Annotated in this window: 12 protein-coding genes and 1 pseudogene; 7 read left to right on the plus strand and 6 right to left on the minus strand. The window is 40.8% G+C overall.

All coding sequences use genetic code 11. The annotated features are described in order from the left end of the window. The first annotated feature begins 97 nt into the window (after positions 1 to 97). A complete protein-coding gene (locus MA_RS13920) occupies positions 98 to 1336 on the plus strand; it encodes a phosphoglycerate kinase (RefSeq protein WP_011022629.1) in 1239 nt (412 codons plus the stop codon). 140 nt (positions 1337 to 1476) lie between these two features. Here MA_RS13920 and MA_RS13925 read toward each other — a convergent pair whose 3' ends face one another. Continuing rightward, the gene (locus MA_RS13925) at positions 1477 to 3084 is read right to left on the minus strand and encodes an IS1634 family transposase (protein WP_048065483.1); all 1608 of its coding nucleotides are present in this window, start codon (positions 3082 to 3084) and stop codon (positions 1477 to 1479) included. Positions 3085 to 4227: 1143 nt separating this feature from the next. On the opposite strand from MA_RS13925, the gene gpmI reads away from it, so the two are divergent. Beyond that, positions 4228 to 5775: a 2,3-bisphosphoglycerate-independent phosphoglycerate mutase gene (gpmI, locus tag MA_RS13930; protein ID WP_011022631.1), complete on the plus strand. Its 1548-nt coding sequence runs from the start codon at positions 4228 to 4230 to the stop codon at positions 5773 to 5775. Between the two features lie 317 nt (positions 5776 to 6092). On the opposite strand, the gene MA_RS13935 is transcribed toward gpmI, so the two are convergent. Then, entirely contained in the window at positions 6093 to 6479 is a 387-nt protein-coding gene (locus MA_RS13935) for a hypothetical protein (protein ID WP_048065484.1), read from the minus strand. 178 nt (positions 6480 to 6657) lie between these two features. Here MA_RS13935 and MA_RS27125 point away from each other — a divergent pair, with 178 nt between their 5' ends. Both MA_RS27125 and MA_RS13940 read left to right on the plus strand, forming a co-directional pair. Beyond that, complete coding sequence (locus MA_RS27125; RefSeq protein ID WP_157860246.1) at positions 6658 to 6828, plus strand: hypothetical protein; 171 nt, start codon at positions 6658 to 6660, stop codon at positions 6826 to 6828. Next, positions 6825 to 9563 carry a DEAD/DEAH box helicase gene (locus tag MA_RS13940; protein ID WP_011022632.1) on the plus strand — a complete coding sequence of 913 codons (2739 nt, stop codon included), beginning with the start codon at positions 6825 to 6827 and terminating at the stop codon, positions 9561 to 9563. Before MA_RS27125 ends, MA_RS13940 begins: the two co-directional genes overlap by 4 nt. Before the next feature lie 197 nt (positions 9564 to 9760). Here the strand turns inward: MA_RS13940 and MA_RS28730 are convergent, their stop codons facing one another. From MA_RS28730 to MA_RS28740, 3 genes are all read right to left on the minus strand, one after another. Further along, a complete protein-coding gene (locus MA_RS28730) occupies positions 9761 to 10219 on the minus strand; it encodes a PKD domain-containing protein (RefSeq protein WP_052279169.1) in 459 nt (152 codons plus the stop codon). 120 nt (positions 10220 to 10339) lie between these two features. Continuing rightward, complete coding sequence (locus tag MA_RS28735) at positions 10340 to 11290, minus strand: NosD domain-containing protein (RefSeq protein WP_226990600.1); 951 nt, start codon at positions 11288 to 11290, stop codon at positions 10340 to 10342. Beyond that, the gene (locus MA_RS28740; RefSeq protein WP_052279171.1) at positions 11182 to 11820 is read right to left on the minus strand and encodes a NosD domain-containing protein; all 639 of its coding nucleotides are present in this window, start codon (positions 11818 to 11820) and stop codon (positions 11182 to 11184) included. Before MA_RS28740 ends, MA_RS28735 begins: the two co-directional genes overlap by 109 nt. Before the next feature lie 805 nt (positions 11821 to 12625). Here MA_RS28740 and MA_RS13950 point away from each other — a divergent pair. The 3 genes from MA_RS13950 (at position 12626) to MA_RS13960 (ending at position 17393) form a co-directional block, all read left to right on the plus strand. Further along, complete coding sequence (locus MA_RS13950) at positions 12626 to 13123, plus strand: inorganic diphosphatase (RefSeq protein ID WP_011022634.1); 498 nt, start codon at positions 12626 to 12628, stop codon at positions 13121 to 13123. 1230 nt (positions 13124 to 14353) lie between these two features. Next, complete coding sequence (locus MA_RS13955; protein ID WP_048066384.1) at positions 14354 to 15751, plus strand: NAD(P)/FAD-dependent oxidoreductase; 1398 nt, start codon at positions 14354 to 14356, stop codon at positions 15749 to 15751. Positions 15752 to 17096: 1345 nt separating this feature from the next. Further along, on the plus strand, positions 17097 to 17393 hold the full coding sequence (locus MA_RS13960) for a hypothetical protein (protein WP_011022636.1): 297 nt from the start codon (positions 17097 to 17099) through the stop codon (positions 17391 to 17393). A gap of 360 nt (positions 17394 to 17753) precedes the next feature. Here the strand turns inward: MA_RS13960 and MA_RS13965 are convergent. Further along, positions 17754 to 18929, minus strand: a pseudogene (locus MA_RS13965) (IS4 family transposase); the annotation flags it as partial. Positions 18930 to 18931 lie beyond the last annotated feature (2 nt).

Consider the following 18931-nt stretch of genomic DNA (forward strand, 5'->3'; position numbering starts at 1 on the left):
ACAGGAAGGAAGATTGTGGTAATGAATTACGATATGCAGCTCTTCAAGGAGAAGTTGCAGCAGCTTATATTCTAACGAGACTTGACGGGGGTAAAATATGTCTCAGAAAACTGCTGGAAAGGATTATTTAACTATGGATGATGTTGAACTGGATAACAAAAGAATACTTTTAAGAGTGGACTTTAATTCACCTATGGATGCTAATGGAAACATCCTGGATGATAGAAAAATTAAGAGCCATTTGTATACATTGCGGTCCTTGGAGAACTCAAGAGTAGTTATGATGTCTCATCAGGGTAGACCCGGAGATAAGGACTATACAACTCTGGAAGCTCATGCAAAGCTGGCGACAGAACTTCTGGGCAGGAAAGTAACCTATGAGGATGACATATTCAGCGCTTGCGCAAGGAATGCCATAAAATCCCTTGAGAAAGGAGATATCTTGCTCCTTGAGAACACACGTTTCTATGCCGAAGAGAACATGAATCGTGCTCCTGAAGAACAGGCCAGAACCCAGATGGTACGGAAGCTGTATCCTTTATTTGATGTATTTATAAATGATGCCTTTTCAGTTTCTCACAGGTCTCAATGTTCTGTGGTAGGGTTTACAGAGGTTTTGCCCAGTGTTGCCGGTATCCTCATGGATAGGGAAATTACAGGCCTGGACAAAGGCTTGAAATGTCATGAACATCCGGCAGTCTTCGCGCTGGGAGGAACAAAAGCCAAAGATATCGTTAAGGTCATTTCTGATATTCTCAAGCGGGGTGGCGCTGACAGAATCCTTACTACCGGGGTTGTAGCTACAGTATTCATGATGGCTATAGGCATCGAGGTAGGCGAGGTCAACAGGAAATTCATTGAGGACCATAAATATCTGGACCAGGTTTCTATCGCTTCCAGGCTGCTCAAGGAATATTCAGGCAAGATCATAGTGCCTAAGGATATAGCGCTAAACAATGACGGAAAACGTGAGGAAGTCAAAGTGGACAAGATAAAGGGAGATCTTCCAATAGCTGATATTGGCCCGGAGACAATATCAGATTATTCTAAGTTTCTTAAAGAAGCAAAGTTAAGCGTTTTTCACGGCCCGGCTGGTATTTTCGAGTTAGAGAGTTTCAGGCTAGGCACCGAAGAACTTCTTAAAGCTGCAGCTCAATCAAATTACTCTATTGCAGGAGGAGGGCATACCCTAGCCGCCATTGATCAACTTGGCCTGGAATCAAAATATTCCCACTTAAGCATGGGTGGAGGTGCGAGCATAACCTATCTCTCTGGCGAGCACATGCCAGGAATTGAGGCTCTAAAAAATTATGCATCCAGGTGCTGTAAAGATTAAGAAGTCTCAACAAGCTACCTCAAAACTAAGTTCACTTTCCCGTGGAAAAAGCTTGGATAGTGAGTAATCTTCCAAACTTACCTCCTCTTTTCCAAAAAATAATTTTCCAGACTGTTTAACCTACTTTCCGCACTATTTTTTCACATATAATATTTTTCGTACTTTTCTCCCATCAGTTTCAGCACCTTAATGGTTTCCTCATCTAGATTCAATACCTTCTTTATCCTTTTTCCATCAATTTCGATCACTAATTCTGTTATTCTTCTGAACAGGAAGAATACCCATTTCATTGTTGGAGTCTGTGTTTTCTTCTTAACCTGGTTTCTAATAGCTTCTTTTGCTTCTTCCAATCTTGTTCTCAGTTTCCACTCAGCTATTGAATACAACAATAAGCACAGAACCATCACCATTGCAAGTGCTTCTATTCTGGACTCTTTTTTCAGGTATACCTCAGACACTCTGAAACTCTTATCTTTAAGGAACCTGAACCCTCTTTCAACTGTTCCCTGTTCCTTGTAGTATTCCAGGAGTTGATCTGGAGTCAACTCCAGATCATTGGTTGCAAGAATGAACCTTCCTAACTTTGCTCGTCTTTCCTGTACTTTCTCCCGATCATGTTTAATCTCTGCTTCTATCATGTAGAAAGTCTGTACCTCTTCATCTTTTCTTGGTCTTCCTTTCTTGTTTTCAAGCCTGTGAGACTTAGTTTTTATATCAAGTTTTGTGAATTCATACGATTCATTCTCTTTCAACCATTGTTCAGCAGCCATTCTTGCGTCAGCTTCACAGGCAAATTCACGATTAGAAAGCTTTTTAAGGGATTTTTCTGCTGCTTCAAGCTCCTTAATAATCTTTTCTTCAAAAGTCTTCTCTTCCTTCTTTTTCATTTCCTCTGAACAGAATACAACCCATAACTGTTCAACTCCGCCATAACAGGACTTTGTAGAATAGCAAGAATAACGTTCATCAGAGCATGTTTTCAGAATTAAGTCGGCTATTAAGAGTTCCTTTGCTTCATTGATGGTTGCAGGAGCTCTCGATATAAAAAAAGCGTTAGTTCCTATTTCTTTCACATTATCTTCAGTATAAAATGCACTGTCTGCAACATGGTAGACTCTTTCATCAAGATTCAGGTTCTGTGTTAGTTCCTTTATGGTTTTGATGAGAGCTTTCTTGTCGGAACTGTTGCCATCTAATGCTCTTACGAAAAGAGGAATTCCTTTCTGGTCAGTAACCATGGAAATGGAAAAACGAAGTAAGTCGACTCTCTTGTCTTTTGGATGACCATAAGTAATGTTGATAGTTTTGCCATCATCGTTTTCATAGTCACCATAAACACTGAAATTAGTAGTATCTGTATGACAGAAACGGGGATTAATGGGAACATGTTTCATAGCTTGCAGAATTATATAGTTGAAGAGTTCGGTTGCTCCGTGTTCATAGATTTTATCCAAAGTTCTGCCAAAAACATCGTCATTAAGGTGTTCTGGGAGAACACCTTCTCCCAGTAACCTCTCAGTGGGTAAATTTTCAAAAAAGTTTGGAAACAGGTAAAGACGGCGCTCAGTGAATCCTAAACCGTTAATGCACATTGCCTTGATAACAGTAGAATGAGGAATGTTATGGCCACTTTTCTTGGGAAGGAGAGTGTCAATCAAATCTGAAATATCAAGCTCGTCAAATACGCCAGCAATAAGACCATAATGACCAAGATGAGTTGTAGATTCAGAGCTAGGGGAAAGAGTCATCAAGGTAAATGAGAAAAGATTTTATAAAAAATAATTGGAAGATTAAAAAATATAAAATCCTGAAATTTTACTGCGGAAAGTGCGTTTAAGCACGTTTGGCTTATTTTTAGATTCTATTCTAAGAGCCTATCCGGAAAATGTTGCTACTGCTGTTACTTTTACAATAGGTAATTAATGCATAACCGGAACGGATACCCGGATATTATAGACCTGTTGTAACCTTTACAGCATGCCATTATTGACTTTTCGAATGAGATCTTAGTTATTTCCGATTATGAAACCACTTATGAAAGCTTGTGGCTCATATGTTTCAAAACACAAGATAAAATAAAAGCAAAAGTGAAGATTTCCTGCTTATCCTGATTATAGCTGGCCTTTCACAAACACCTTCGTTATTAATCGGCTTTGCAGCTCAGGTGTTCCTGGCAATAGTCATGGTAGTACCCGCAACTCTCCAGGAGCAAGCGGAGTTGTTGAACTGGGAGCAGCTTCCGTATTTTCTTTTTTCATAAATGTGTCCCCGTTATCGGAATTATGATTCTCACGTGGAGAACCCTAACATACTACATGAACCTTTTATTAGGAGGCTTCATAAGTCCGAAAGTAATTAAAGACACGGATCCGATTAAAAAATTGATATGAGATCCTACCGAGCTTCGATGATTGCCTGAAAAAGATATTTGAGGTCAAAAATTTGGTTCTCCCTCACATGGACATACCCTACAGGAATGCCCTGATTCATCCGATTTTCTACTGCCACCCTGGCGATCTGTGAGGGGGCTGAGAGCTAACAGGCCTCTCGTTATTTTAATGTTTTTCCGAATGTGTTTAAGGAGCTTTTTCCACCGGTCAGCATCTATCCCGACACTTTCGGAATCGGCTATGAATTTCTACAACAGTGGCCTGATAATGCTAATTAAAATCACACGAAGACCATCTGCCGTTATCAATATCCCTTTTCTCCTCCGGGAGAAATATGTAATTGTTAATACCCGTAATCAAAAACAGCGAATAAATTTTCAATAAATACTAAAGGTGTGATATACTAAAGGTGTGATATACTAAAGGTGTGATATACTAGACCTTAGCTGCTATTCTGGAGTTCCACACAAGCTATTTATGAACATGGGTGGACTTTCTTTTATGGCTCAGGCAAGAAGACCTCTTATGCTCATTATTCTTGACGGCTGGGGTTACAGAGAAGTCGAAGAAGGAAACGCTGTCCTATCAGCCGGAACTCCAAATCTTGACCGACTGGTAAAGGATTACCCATGGTGTCTCCTGGAAGCTTCCGGGGGGGCTGTAGGTCTTCCGGAAGGTATGATGGGGAATTCCGAAGACGGGCATCTGAACATAGGGGCAGGGCGAATTGTGTATCAGAACCTTACCCGAATAAACATCTCTATAAGAAATGGAGATTTCTTCAAAAACCCGGTTTTTCTGAATGCGATTTCAAAAGTCAAAGCTAACGATTCAAGCCTGCACCTAATAGGTCTCGTTTCCTGCGGAGGCGTTCACAGTTATACGCCTCATCTACATGCCCTTATCAAACTTGCGAAGGAGAAGGGGCTAAAAAAAGTGTACATACACGCTTTTCTGGATGGGAGGGACGTGCCCCCGAAAACTGCTCTCGGAGACATAAAGAAACTCAATGAGTTTTGTAAAGAACATGGGGGTGCTAAAATAGCAACTGTTTCAGGGCGTTACTATGCAATGGACAGAGATAAACGCTGGGACAGGACAAAACTTGCCTATGATGTCCTTACCCTGGGGGCTTCCCAGTATAAGGCACCAAATGCCGAGACTGCGGTTTCCGAAGCCTACGGAAGGGGAGAAACTGACGAGTTTGTGAAACCCACCGTAATTACTGATCACGAAGAAAAACCCGTTGCAACGATCCGGGATAAAGATTCTGTTATTTTCTTCAATTTCCGGGCAGATAGAGCACGGCAGCTGACCTGGGCTTTTGTAAAGGACGACTTTGACGGCTTCGTGAGGGAAAAACGTCCGAAAATTTACTTTGTCTGTATGGCCCGGTACGACGAAGACCTGGATTTGCCTGTTGCTTTCCCGCATGAAGAACTGAAAAATGTGCTTGGAGAAGTACTGAGCAAGCAGGGACTTACCCAGCTCCGCATTGCCGAAACCGAGAAATATGCCCATGTAACCTTTTTCCTGAACGGCGGAGAGGAAAAGCGTTATGAGGGTGAAGACCGCTGCCTGATTCCCTCGCCTAAGATCGCTACCTACGACCTCAAACCCGAAATGAGCGCATATAAGATAACGGACGAAGTTGTCAGGAGAATTCAGTCGGGGAAGTATGATGTAATTGTCCTTAACTTTGCAAATATGGATATGGTCGGTCACACCGGGATTTTTGAGGCTGCAGTAAAGGCGGTAGAAGCCGTGGATAAATGTATTGGCAGGATTGTTGAGGCTCTGAAGGAAATAGGAGGTGTGGCACTTATAACTGCAGATCACGGAAATGCCGAGCAGATGATAGACTCGAAAACAGGAGAGCCGCATACCGCACATACTTCAAATCCTGTAAGGTGCATTTACTTTGGGAACGGGGAGGTAAAAGCCCTTAAGAAAGGAAAACTTTGTGACCTTGCGCCAACTCTTCTCGAACTCATCGGAATACCGAAACCGCAGGAAATGACAGGAAAATCACTTCTTGTAAAAGAGTGATCAAAATCAATGTAGAATAACTAATTCCTATAACTAATTCCTGATCATGTGGGTTTTAGCTCATGTACCGTTTTACCGATCCATCCGAAGAAGGATAACAAATCCCCATTTTATATATGAATGCGTTTAAAGATAGCCCTGCAATAATAATAGAAAAATGTGTAAGCAGCTCCGGAAATCCGGACCGCTGTCCCGAAATTGAGAAAATTCTGGTTCCACCCAGAACTCCATGCATATTGAAGTTGCAGCATAGTTTTCTGTTGATTTTGTTACACCCGCCAAATATTCGGTTTTATATTTTTTCCATCTTTTAAAAATCACGTTCTGCGGTCCATAATTTCATAATATTTCACTTTCATAAAATCGGTTATAAAAAAGATGTAAGTGCGTAGATTCAGATAAAACCTGCCAGTTTCCCTCCGATAGGAGATATAGATCCCGTACACTGCAACGAGGGTTGCCATCACTTTTGTAACCACTGCAGACCAGAAAAGGAGCTTTCTCGGAGGAGAAGACCAGAAATGTCCCCTGTTGAGGGTAACAAATATGGTCAGGTTCCAGGCTACGGCAAGTTTCAGGAAGATAAAAGACTGCAGTACCTCTGGACTGAGGTGAAGGACCCTGGCTCTGATATAGTATATTGCAAACGAAGCGATCACACCTATGATTCCCAGAAATGTGGAAACTCTCACGACTTCTTGCATGTGCCATTATTCCGGTTTCAGACAACTACTGCATCGATTCCAAAATTAAGAGCGCAAATAGTTTTCAAAATTAAGAGCGCAAATAGTTTTCAAAATTAATTGTCAACCTACAACTGGTTGAAAACGTCCATTGGATAATAACTCTGACCGGAAAGAATTATAATTCTGGGCAAAGAAGTTGACCCCTGGAAAGCTTTTTTATACCGAGAGAACTGGAAAGAACTTTGAAATCCCAAAGATAAAGAAGCAAGGCAAGGAAACAAGACAAAGAAGCAAGGCAAGGAAACAAGACAAAGAAGTAGATTTTTTAAAACAGAAAGGTATGAATAAAAACGGGGATAACAAATGAACGTATCTCGCCTGTTGAATGAAATAAAAGCTTCCAGCCGCTATGAAAACCAGATCGTACACGTAGAGGAAATACCGGAAAAGGATGCCATTTATACCCCTCTTGAGCTGGAAGCAAAGGTAAAAACTGCTCTTGCAGGCGTCGGAATCGAATCCTTATATTCCCATCAGGCGGAAGCAGTCGAAAAGATCAGGGAAGGAAAAGACCTCGTGCTCTGCACAAGCACGGCAAGCGGGAAGTCCCTTACTTACATGATCCCTATTTTTGAAGCTATCCTGAAGGACCCTGAAGCTACAGCCCTTTATATTTCTCCTCTGAATGCCCTTGTAAACGACCAGCTCAAGGCGTTCCTGGAGTTTGAAGGGGCACTGGGGTCCGGAGCAGGCATAGCCCGTTATACCGGCGCCCTGAACGCAGCTCAGAAGAGGGAAATCAGGGAAGGGCAGACAAATGTTGTTTTAACGAATCCTGAGATGGTGCACATGAGTTTCCTGGCATGGCATCACCTCTGGAGACGCTTTTTTTCAAACCTCAAATTCATTGTTGTTGACGAGAGCCATTACTACCGGGGAGTTATAGGGAGCAATATGGCAAACGTGCTCAGAAGGCTCCTGCGCGTGGCGGAGTATTATGGGGCATCGCCTCAGTTTATCTGCTGTTCGGCAACTATAGGGAACCCGAAAGAGCATACCGAAACCCTTCTGGGGAGGAAAGTCGAGGTGGTTGAAAATAACGGATCTTCACATGGCTCCCAGAAATTTGTGTTCTGGAACCCTCCTCTTTACCTGAACGGAAAGGGGTTCACAATCCGAAGAAGCAGCTTTTCCGAAACCTCAACCCTTTTTACCCGGGCAGTCCAGGCAGGGCTTCAGACCCTTGCCTTTACGCGGTCCAGGCAGGGAGTGGAGCGCATGTACAAGAGCTGCAGGGAACTTTTGAGGGAACGAGGGCTTTCTTCTGCAATCTGCTCTTACAGGAGCGGCTATTTTGACCGGGAAAGGGAAGAGATCGAAAAGAAAATGAATTCCGGAGAACTCAGGGGTGTCATTTCCACAAATGCCCTCGAACTCGGGATCGATATAGGTGGGCTTGATGCCTGTATTCTTGACGGCTATCCCGGCACGGTCATGAGCGCCAGGCAGCAGGCTGGGAGAGCAGGCAGAAGCGGGAACGAAAGCCTTGTCCTTATGGTAGCCGGCACAAATGCCCTTGACCAGTATTATATGCGAAACCCGGACGACTTTTTTGCACGAAGCAGTGAAAGTGCCGTGCTCAACCCCAAAAACCCCTATATCCTGGCAGGGCACCTGCTCTGTGCAGCAAAGGAAATTCCGCTCAGGGCATCCGATGAAAAGTACTTTGGTAAAGGGTATTCAAGAGTCGTTGAACTTCTGGAAGCCGAAGGGCTGCTTGCAGGGAGCGATCTGAAGTATTCCCCTGACTCTTTCCCTTACAAACACGTCTCCCTCCGGGGAATAGATAATAATACCTACTCTCTGCTCGCCTTTGAAGGGGAAAAGAGCTTTCCTCTCGAAAAAGATATTGAGGAGACCCTGGCTTTCCGGGAATGCCATCCGGGTGCTGTTTATATGCACAGGGGAGAGCCCTTTTACATAAACAGGATCGACCATAAGAAAAAGGAAATCCATGCCGTAAAGACACACGACAGTTACTACACAAAACCCATGATTGATTCCTCGGTCCTGGTGCGGGAAACATACGCTGTAAAGCCTCTCCGGCATGCTCCCGAGGTGGAAGTAGGCCTTGGGGACGTGGAGGTAACGGACACGATCATAGGGTACAGGAAAATACGGACCCACAGCGACGAGACTATGAGTGCCCATGACCTTGAGATGCCTCCGATAACCCTTCAGACAGTTGCCCTCTGGCTTAAACTCCCAAACAGACTGCAGGAACTGATCGAAGAACATAAGCTTGACTTTGCTGGGGGGATCCATGCTGTTGAACATGCGATAATTTCCATGTATCCTCTTCACCTGCTTGTGGACCGGAGTGATGTGGGTGGGGTTTCAACTCCCTCCCATTCCGACCTCGGCGGTAAAAGCGGAATTTTCATCTATGACGGACACAGGGGAGGAGTCGGGTATGCCGAAAAAGGCTATGACCTGATCGAAGAGGTCCTTGACGGAACCTTAAAAGCCATCGAGAGTTGCCCCTGTGAAAGCGGCTGCCCTGGCTGTATCCAGTCCCCCAAGTGCGGGAACAACAACGAACCCCTCGACAAACACGCGGCAATCATGCTCCTGCACGAGCTTCTGGGAAAAGCTCCCTATATCCCGCCCGAGAAAAAAGAAAAGCACCTCTCCGAAGCCGGAGCCCTGAAGCAGAGCCCGCAAAAACAGAATTCCGGAGATGCCCTTGACAGGGTCAGGAGGCAGCTCAGGCGGGAGACCATAAAACAGGAAGTTCCGGCAGGGGAGGAGAAAAAAGAAAAAACCTTCATTGCCACGGACGAAAACGGAGGAATGATCGGAGTCGTCTCGGCCCCTTCCCCGGAAAAAGCTGCAGCAAAAACCTTTCACCAGAAATTAACAGGAAAAAAGGAAGCTACAAGAGAAAATCCCGTTGAGATCCGGATCCGGGACCTCGGAGCAGGCAGCGACTACTACTTCAGGGTCTGGATTGAAATCTCTGAAATCAAAGGAAATGAAGCCGATAACGAAAAGGAAGGGAAAAAGATTTTGAAGAGACTGATTATCAGAAAAGTCAACTGAAAAATAGCAGGCTTGATAATGGTTCTCAAATCTGACAAGCAAGGCTAAGGGGTTGGCTTAATCAGAAGGTTTTACTTTGTCAGATCATCAATTGCCTCCAATTTCTCCCTTAACCCTGACTTTTTCACCGGTTTTTCACTGGTTTTTGATTTTTCATTGCTTTTCCGTTTTCTCACTAATTTTCCAATTTAAGATATTTATTTACTTTTGGAGACTGTGATATACCCAGGCCTGATCCTGGTATTGCTGCCGTTCTCATTCGTTACCGTAAGACTCACATCGTATTTTCCGGGTTCGGTAAATGTATGAGTCGAGTTTAGAGCGTGTTTTGAATTAATACCGTCTCCGAAATCCCAGAACCAGTAAATCGGTGCACTCGTACTGCTGTCAGTAAATAATACTTTTAAAGGTGCATTTCCTGATGTTATATTCGCAAAAAAGTCAGCAACAGGTGTTTTTAGCGATGGATCCGCTTCAGAGAGAGTACACATATAAATATCCGCATTTTTTATGTCGGGAAAAACATCAACACTATATTCATTACGCCAATCCGTCCAAACTATCCTGTTACCATAGATTGCAGGCCTTGTATTAGGGTTATAGTTTGAAGTATTGGTTGTAATCTGGGTTTCAGTGGAAGTGGAGAGATCGTACATGTAGATATTGTAACGGTCCCGTCCACTTAGATCATCTAAAAATATTATCTTATCCCCGTAAATGACAGGTATCTTCTGATTTGATTTATTTGTTGTGATCTGAACCTCCTTGAAAGTGTATCAAGGCTTATCGGATGCTACTATTGAATATAATCTCGAGGAAGTACCGTTTGCATTGTTTACTGTCAGATTGACAATATAGGTACCGGCTACCGGGTATACATAAACTGCTGTTTTATCTGTAGAGTCTGCAATTCCGTCATTATCGAAATCCCATACCCTGGATGTTTCATTTTGCGAAAAGTCTGTAAACAGGACAGAAAGAGGTACATAGCCACCGGTTAAGTTGGCACTGAAGTCTGCAACAGGAAATACTGGGTGATCCTGTTTGGATATAGAGACGAGGGGAAGATGATCAACATCATACGCGCTGACCGTGTAGATCGAGTCCCCAATCCCATCTCTATTCCAGTCGTTACACATTTGAGAAAAACCGGTTCCGTCAGGTTTTGCCCAGTAATTGCCACCAAGGTAAGGTCCACCTAGAATGTTAGTGCCTGGGGCTTTTGTGGTATTCAAGGCAACAGGAAATATTTCTGCTCTATTGTTTATTGCTTCTGTAGTGTAATAGTTACCTGTGTCGTTTAAGAAGTTAACTGTATTGTTGAATATATTGTTGTAGAACCGGTTCGTTCTATTAAACGGTGCCGTATGAGCAATTCCATTTAAATATACTCCGTATTTCTTGTTTAGCTCCACCTTATTATTTGCTACTAAATTATTCGAAGAATCGCCTCCCAACCGTATACCAATGTCGTTGTTCGAAATTGTATTATTTAAGAGTGAATTTCCTCCTCCTCCCGAGCCTTTGATCCAAATTCCTTTATCATTATAAAGCAGGATGTTATTGTTAACTATGTTCTGCGACGAATGCCATTCCATAGAAACGCCGTTACTGCAATTCACAACCGTATTATTTTTAATCTCATTGGAATAAGATTCCCAGAGGCCAATTCCAGGACCTTCTTGATTGTTTGAAATATAATTACGAGACTTTTGTGGTAACCGCATTCAGTCAACCCTATGCTCCCATTTAAAAGAGTATTATTAAGCAAAACACAATGATCTGGTCCTTGATAAACATCAATATCTCCTTTAACAATCAGATTGTCAGAAATTGTAAAATTAGCCACAGCAAAACTATGTATACCGATACCAGAGTTTAAAACTACGTTTTTCCCAAGAGTGGAATTGTAACACTCATCAGCATAAATACCCAGTCTCAAAATGTTATTCTTGACAGTACAGTTTTCAATCGGACAGCAAGAATTATAGCCAGCAGGGGACATATAACCACGCAAGTTTAAACTTTCATGTATACTGAATCCACTTACAGTAATGCCATTCGCACTTACATTAAAAGCCCGAACAGTAGTATCCTCAGGATTTTCGGACTTGGAAAGGACGCTTACGTTCTGTATCCCTATATCCACACTTTCGTTATAGAAACCCGGAGAAACAAGAATTACATCTCCAGAAGACGAACTGTTTACTGCTTCCTGAATCGAGATAAAAGCTGCATCTGAATTACTGTCATCCACCGTAATCTCCCTGGCAGATGCAGGGCTATAAATCGCAATCAAAAGAAAAATAGAAACCGATAGATAAATGGTTAATTTATTTGCCTACAACTTCACCAACACCTGTACTTTCCCCCGTTAAATTAGGGATATCAAATTATGAAGCCCCAAATTTAGCTATTTTAGAGTTAATAAACCTTATTTCAGAGATTTTATATAATCCTAATCTATTTTTCAGGAAAAATATAGCATGTTAGCAATTTTTCTGTAATTTAAAGGTACAAAATTATTTATATTTGATTTTTAACGCATCTGGCTCCTTATTTTTTGTATTATTTCATACTTAATTCAAATGCAGGAGAAGAACTATTTGTGGAGAATCTCCTCCCCCAATACCTTTATAGGCAGGAAACCAAATATCCCTCTGCTCTCAACGGCCGGCAGGCTCGTGAAAATCGCAGGGGTCTGTCCCGAACATATCTGTAACATGTTAAATTGAGGAGGGTCGCAGGAGTGGGGGGTGACAGCCTTGCAAGGCGGACATTGTCGCAAGCGAAACAAACTACTCTCCCGGTAAATCTTCTGTTTCCCGCGATCTCTAAGCGAAACTCGGAAAGGTCAGAATTCAAGATTCCGGGACTTCCGGATTGTTACAGGTCGTAACCTACGAGGTTGTAACTGAAAAGATGTTCCCCTCACTATGGCTCCGGGCCAGCAGTTCGCAGATTCCGTTCCTGTAGGCATTAACAGGTGCCTGCAAGGAAATTCTGACTAATCATGCTAAATCAAGTTTTGGAATGAGTTCAATAAACAGGAAGTGCTGGATATGACTGAAAGACAGGTTGAAAGTGTGCTTATCGAAATTCCGAAGGGAAGTCGAAACAAATACGAATACGATAAGGAAAAGAAAGTTATCAAATTCGATAGAATGCTTTTCTCTTCAATGGTGTATCCCTGTGATTATGGTTTTTTCCCCGATACTTTAGCCCTTGACGGGGACCCTCTGGATGCCCTGGTTTTAACCTGGGAGCCTACATTTCCGGGCTGTGTAATAGATGTACATCCTGTTGCATTGCTTGACATGAAAGACGATAAGGGAAGAGATGAAAAGATACTCTGTGTTCCGGAGACCGACCCATTGTGGAATTATATCGAGACACTTGAACAGGTTCCACCTCACCTGTTAAAGGAAATCGTTCACTTCTTTGAAACGTATAAAAATTTAGAGGGCAAACACGTGATAGTTATCGGGTGGGAAGGGCTCGATGCAGCAGTCGATATGCTCAGGGAAGCCAAATCCCGATATCTTGAAAAAAATAAATGATGTAAGCATTGAATTTGGTTTTGATTTTGGGGATTGGGACGTCTTCTGAAATTTCAAAGAATATGGGGGGCACCTAACAAGGAAATTTTAGAAGATATAGTTACTTTTTATCTTTAGTTACTTTTTATCTTTAGTTACTTTTTATCTTTAGAGCGTGTCTTAAAATTAAATTTGATTCTACAATGGGGGATAGAACTTACGCATTTGAACTGAAAAAACAGTAGAATTAAACAGTTAAATGTTTAAAGTGTAAATTTTAACTATGATGCCTAATACGTTTGATTTCATACTTAGAGCGAGATAGTCCGATGTAATAAATTTACGATCTGAATTTAAAATCAAAAATCTCCACTATCCAAATGTAGAAATGGTTTGAATTTTAAGACCGCCTCTTAGTTACTTTTTATCTTTAGTTACTTTTTATCTTTAGTTACTTTTTATCTTTAGTTACTTTTTATCTTTAGTTACTTTTTATCTTTAGTTACTTTTTATCTTTAGTTACTTTTTATCTTTAGTTACTTTTTATCTTTAGTTACTTTTTATCTTTAGTTACTTTTTATATATTTCTCTTCATGGATGAATGTTTTTTATACCGTGAGTAAGATACTGTAAGGTAGTGGGAAAGATTATTTTAATAGTGGGAAAAGAGGAGAATTATTTACAAAAGCTGTTTTTGCTCTTGGCTTGCACCTGCATGTTTATGACCTTCATGCTGCAATTCCTTTTGTCCAGTGATTATCCAGTGATTAGGCTATGCTTGGCTATGCAAGGACAACTGAAAGCTGTATACGAACATGAAGCCTGCCGGTGTAGAGGTCTCAATGCAGATGCTATCCTGAATCGAGAGAATTGCTTGAAGAAATAACTTTTGGGAACTTACGAGCTCACAGGTGCGATTTTCTACATCGCGGTCATCTGCATAATATCTATCTTCATCACAAATATCTACATATGGATATTTGAATCACGATATTCACATCCTGAGTGTAGTAAATTAGGCTTTTTCCCAGGAGACCGGTTCCATTATTAAGGCAGGAGTAGCATAGAGTTGGGTGTAAATACAATCAGGGAATATAATAATATGTTAGGGGCTGCGGGAATTTCTCGAAAGGTATCAATAAGTTCATATCAATGGCTAAAGAAATTCACAGGTTATTTCGGTTCCTAACGTTGAAAATTCCGGGGGAGTTGCTCATAGGTAAAGAAAACCAGGCTGATGGAGAAGAAAAGATGGGTTCTGCATATGATGTGATAATTATAGGGGCAGGACCTGCGGGGATGTTTGCAGCTTACGAGCTTGCAGCCGGGGAGCTGAAAATTCTAGTTATTGATATGGGTAAAGACATTGACGAACGCCTCTGCCCTATGAAAAACCAGAGCTACTGCATGCACTGCGCCCCTTGCGAGATCATGTGCGGGGTTGGGGGCTGCGGGACTTTTTCGGATGGGACCCTTAACCTTCGGCCTGACATCGGAGGGGATCTTGCAGCCCTAACCGGAGACCAGACTGAAGCCTGGGAACTGGTTGATAGGGTTGATAAAGTTTTCCTTAAATTCGGGGCACCTCAGGTTGCTCTTCTGACAGAAGGTCCGGAAATAGAGGAGCTAAAACGCAGGGCAGCTTCGGTCGGAGCCAGGTTTATTGAAATCAAGCAGAGGCATATAGGTTCGGACAATGCTCCTGAAGTCATAGGACGCTTCAAACAGGATCTTGTTGATAACGGTGTGGACTTTCAGATAGAGACCGAGGTCCATGATCTGCTTATCGAGGAGGAGACATGCAAAGGTGTCATACTTTCGGGAGGCAAGGTTATCCGTGCACGTTACGTAGTCCTGTCTCCGGGAAGAAGGGGCTGTAACTGGGTCTCGGAAATGATTGAAAAGCACGGCTTAGGAGCCCGTTACGGGGGAATTGACATAGGAGTCAGGGTGGAAGTCCCTGCAATCATCATGGACCCTGTAACGAAAATCAACCGCGATCCCAAGTTCCATATCCAGAGCCGCCAATATGATGACTTTGTCAGGACTTTCTGTACCAATCGACGTGGTTTTGTCGTAAAAGAAGAATATGAGGACTTTGTTGCAACTAACGGGCATTCAATGACGAATAAAGAGTCCGAAAACACCAATTTCGCTTTTCTCGTCCATATTGAATTGACCGAACCCATGGAAAACACAACCAAATACGCCCGTTCAATAGCAAAACTTGCAACAACAATCGGCGGAGGAAAACCTGTCCTCCAGCGCATGGGCGATCTCAGGCGCGGACGCCGTTCTACAAAAGAGCGTCTTGCCAAAAACCTGGTTATAAACACCTTAAAAGACGTCACCCCAGGCGATATCTCGATGGCTCTCCCACACAGGATTGTTATGGACATAATCGAAGGTCTTGAGACTTTAAATGAGATAATTCCAGGCGTTGCCTCGGACTCGACCCTGCTTTACGCTCCTGAAGTCAAGTTTTACGCCATGCACCTGAAAGTCGACCGCCAGATGGAGACCAGCATCAAAAATCTCTTTGCAGCAGGAGATGGGGCAGGACTCTCAAGAGACATAGTCAATGCCGCTGCAACCGGGATCATGGCTGCAGAAGGGATTCTGAGAAAGGTCGAAGAAGATAAAAAATGATTAAAAGATGTTTTATAAATAATTAAAAGATAATAAACATTATTAAAATGTAATATATATAATTAAAGTGTGATATATATAATCAAAATATAATAAATATAATCAAAATATAATAAATATAATCAAAATATAATAAATATAATCAAAATATAATAAATATAATTAAAATATGATAAAAATAATTAAAATATAATAATAAATAGTTAAAAAATGGTTGAAAGTTTGAAACATATTGAAAAGATCAAAGAGAACATAAAAAATGAATATAAAAGAATTGAATTTTGGATTTTAATTTTGCTTTAAAAATGATGCGTTCCCATCTCAAAAATCTGGAAGTTCCGAAAGGCGTTTAAAAGTTTTAACTTTGTGATTTTTTAGCTTGGGAAGAGGTTTGAGGTATTTGACTTTTGGGGTGAGAGTTTTTCGTTTTTTAATCCTTTTAGTGTGGTGTAGATCTTTTTAGAGTGGGTGTTTGTTTGCTTGTGGTGTGTTCATTTGATGAGAACGCTATTCATACTATGTATTCGCTGTATATATTATTTTTAACGAATAATCGCAATGCAGAGATATAATCTTTAGAGTATTGCGATAATTTTTTGTTTATCGATTTAATGTTATATCAGTCATATAGTTAAAACTAAAATTTATAAAAAACACAAATAATATATCAAAAAATGCAAAAAATATGCTGAATCAGGTTTAAATGAAATAACCTCTTTAATACTTTAAATAGTAGGGGAAATTATGGTTAAAGTCGTAAATTCTACTAAAATTTACAATACTGAATATTTTCATGCTGACAGGAGACTTAAAAACTATTAAGAATTATTTCAGAAAACTTTTTTATTTTTATTTGTTTTTAAAAGAGTTTGCGTTCCCACCTCAAAAACCTGGAAGTTCCGAAATGAGTTCTAAAAGTTTTAACTTTTAAATTTCTATTTTGGGAAGAGGTTTGAGTTATTTGACTTGTGGGTTGTGAATTTTTCCGTTTTTTAATCTTTAGTGTGGGGTAGATTTTTTTTTGGAGTAGGTGTTTGTTTGCTAGTGGGTGTTCATTCAGTGAGAACGCAAGTTATACTATGCACTCGGAGTATATATTATTTTTAACGAATAATCGCAGTGCGGAGATATAATCGTTAGTGAATTATTGTAACCTTTGGTTTAATAGACTAATGTTGTACTGATAGTATTATTCAGATGCGAGATAACTATTTTTCACAAATTTTCACTTAAATGGCAATTTAAGGGACTGCTGCAGATAAAATTAGTGAAGGTTTTAAGCCTCAAAAAAGTTTACAATATGAATATATATTGCCTGTATCGATGAAAAATCGGAAGAAAGTTTATGATTCTGCAAAGTGGTAAAAAGCCGGAAGAAATTGCCCGTGAAGATATAGACAGGATGCTTGACCTTTCAGGCTGGGAAGTTCAGGATTTTAATGAAATGAACTTTGGCACACGTCAGGGAGTTGCAGTCCGCGAAGTACATATGAAATCTGGATTTTCCGATCCCACTCTTTTTGTTGAAAGACGAGCTGTAGGAGTTATTGAGGCAAAACCTAAAGGTTTTACCCTGAGTGGAGTTGCTGAACAGTCCGAGAATTTCACCGAGTGTAGGGTAATCTATAAACTAATTGAATAGCTAGCTCTTTTGATTCGAAAAAGGTGAGTTGGGGGCATCCATCTATACGTCTTTTTATATGATTCTGAAATATCTGTTATTATGGTTGACACACCCGAAAATTTACCCGGTTGGGTAATTTGGCTTGTTATTATATTTGCTATTCTCACAATTTTAGTAAAATGGGTATTACCTGTCATAAGATCCTAATTCTGAGACAGATACATGGCAATTTAATATTTCAGATAAATAAGCATAAACTCATTAGGAACTAAAATTGAATGTCTTAAACATCCAATTTAGTTTATGCAGATATAGCTTCATTGGTCATCGGTTAAGAACTTCCTTCCATCTACCAATAGTGTTTTTCATTTCACCTTTTCATTCAAACCATTCTTCTCTGAATCTTTCTCTGTTTACATGCGGATCCAATGCTTGACTTTCATATACGCTCATTATCGTTTCAAAAGTTCTTTGAATTCCACATCTATTCAGAATTACTGTCAACAAATCTGATGCATTTTCTGCAAATATTGTGCTCCAACGTAACTGCGTATATTGAGCCATTTTTTCAGGATGAGCTGTTGAGTTTCTTACAAGATAATAAATTCTTCTGCTAACGATTAGTGTCAACATTGCTGTCCAAATTAAAGCCTCAATTACCTGCACATTCTTTGTTTCAAGAACGTCAAGAGAGTATTTGCTTTTTAACTCCTTAAACAGCAGTTCTATGTCCCATCTTGCTCCATATAATTTTGCAATGTCTTTTGCATTCAAAACATCTTTCTGAATATTTGTAATACGTATGTGATGCTTTTCATCCTCATTATTATATACTGCAACAAGACGTACAAGCATCTCATCCTGCTTTTGTTTGCCTTTATATGCTCTCCTTTTGAATGATATTTTTACAACTGCATCAATATCTTTTCCAGAAAGTTGCTTAATACACTCACTAACAGGTTTTTCCACGAACTCTTTACTTTTTGTCTTAGAAAGTCCCTCTTCAACAGAAACAAGAATAGGATCCATATTCTTCCTTATTCTTGAAACAAAATATCCTCCATTTTCCTCAACCCTTGCAAACATTTGAGTTTTGTAAAAACCAAGATCAACAAGAAGAATACGGTCTTTTATCCAGGGACCTATTTTCAATGTTTTTATCTCAGCTGTTTTCTCAGAGTATAAAGCAACGGTTTTAGGTCCGTTAGCAACTGCACTTACCATAACTCCCACTTTTATGCCTGAGGCTACTGTTCTTGATCTTGCTGCCGGAAACTTGTCTGCTAAAGAGGAGTGAAGACGAACAATTGTGCTGTCTTGAATGAGAACATCCTGGAAGTTTTCGAGTTTTTTGCCAAGTTTTCTACCAGGTTCTTTTGCAAGTTCTTCTATACCGTGAATTACACATTGATGAAGAAACTCGACAAGTTCTGGAGTGAATCGATAGTACCAGCTGCTATCGCTTATGTTTTTGCCGGATTCTTTTTCATATTCTCGTTTCAAACTGGCAAGTGTACGCTGCAACCGTACACCAAAACTGAGAGTTAAAACCCAAA

The sequence above is a fragment of the Methanosarcina acetivorans C2A genome (genome assembly GCF_000007345.1).
Taxonomy (GTDB): Archaea; Halobacteriota; Methanosarcinia; order Methanosarcinales; family Methanosarcinaceae; genus Methanosarcina; species Methanosarcina acetivorans.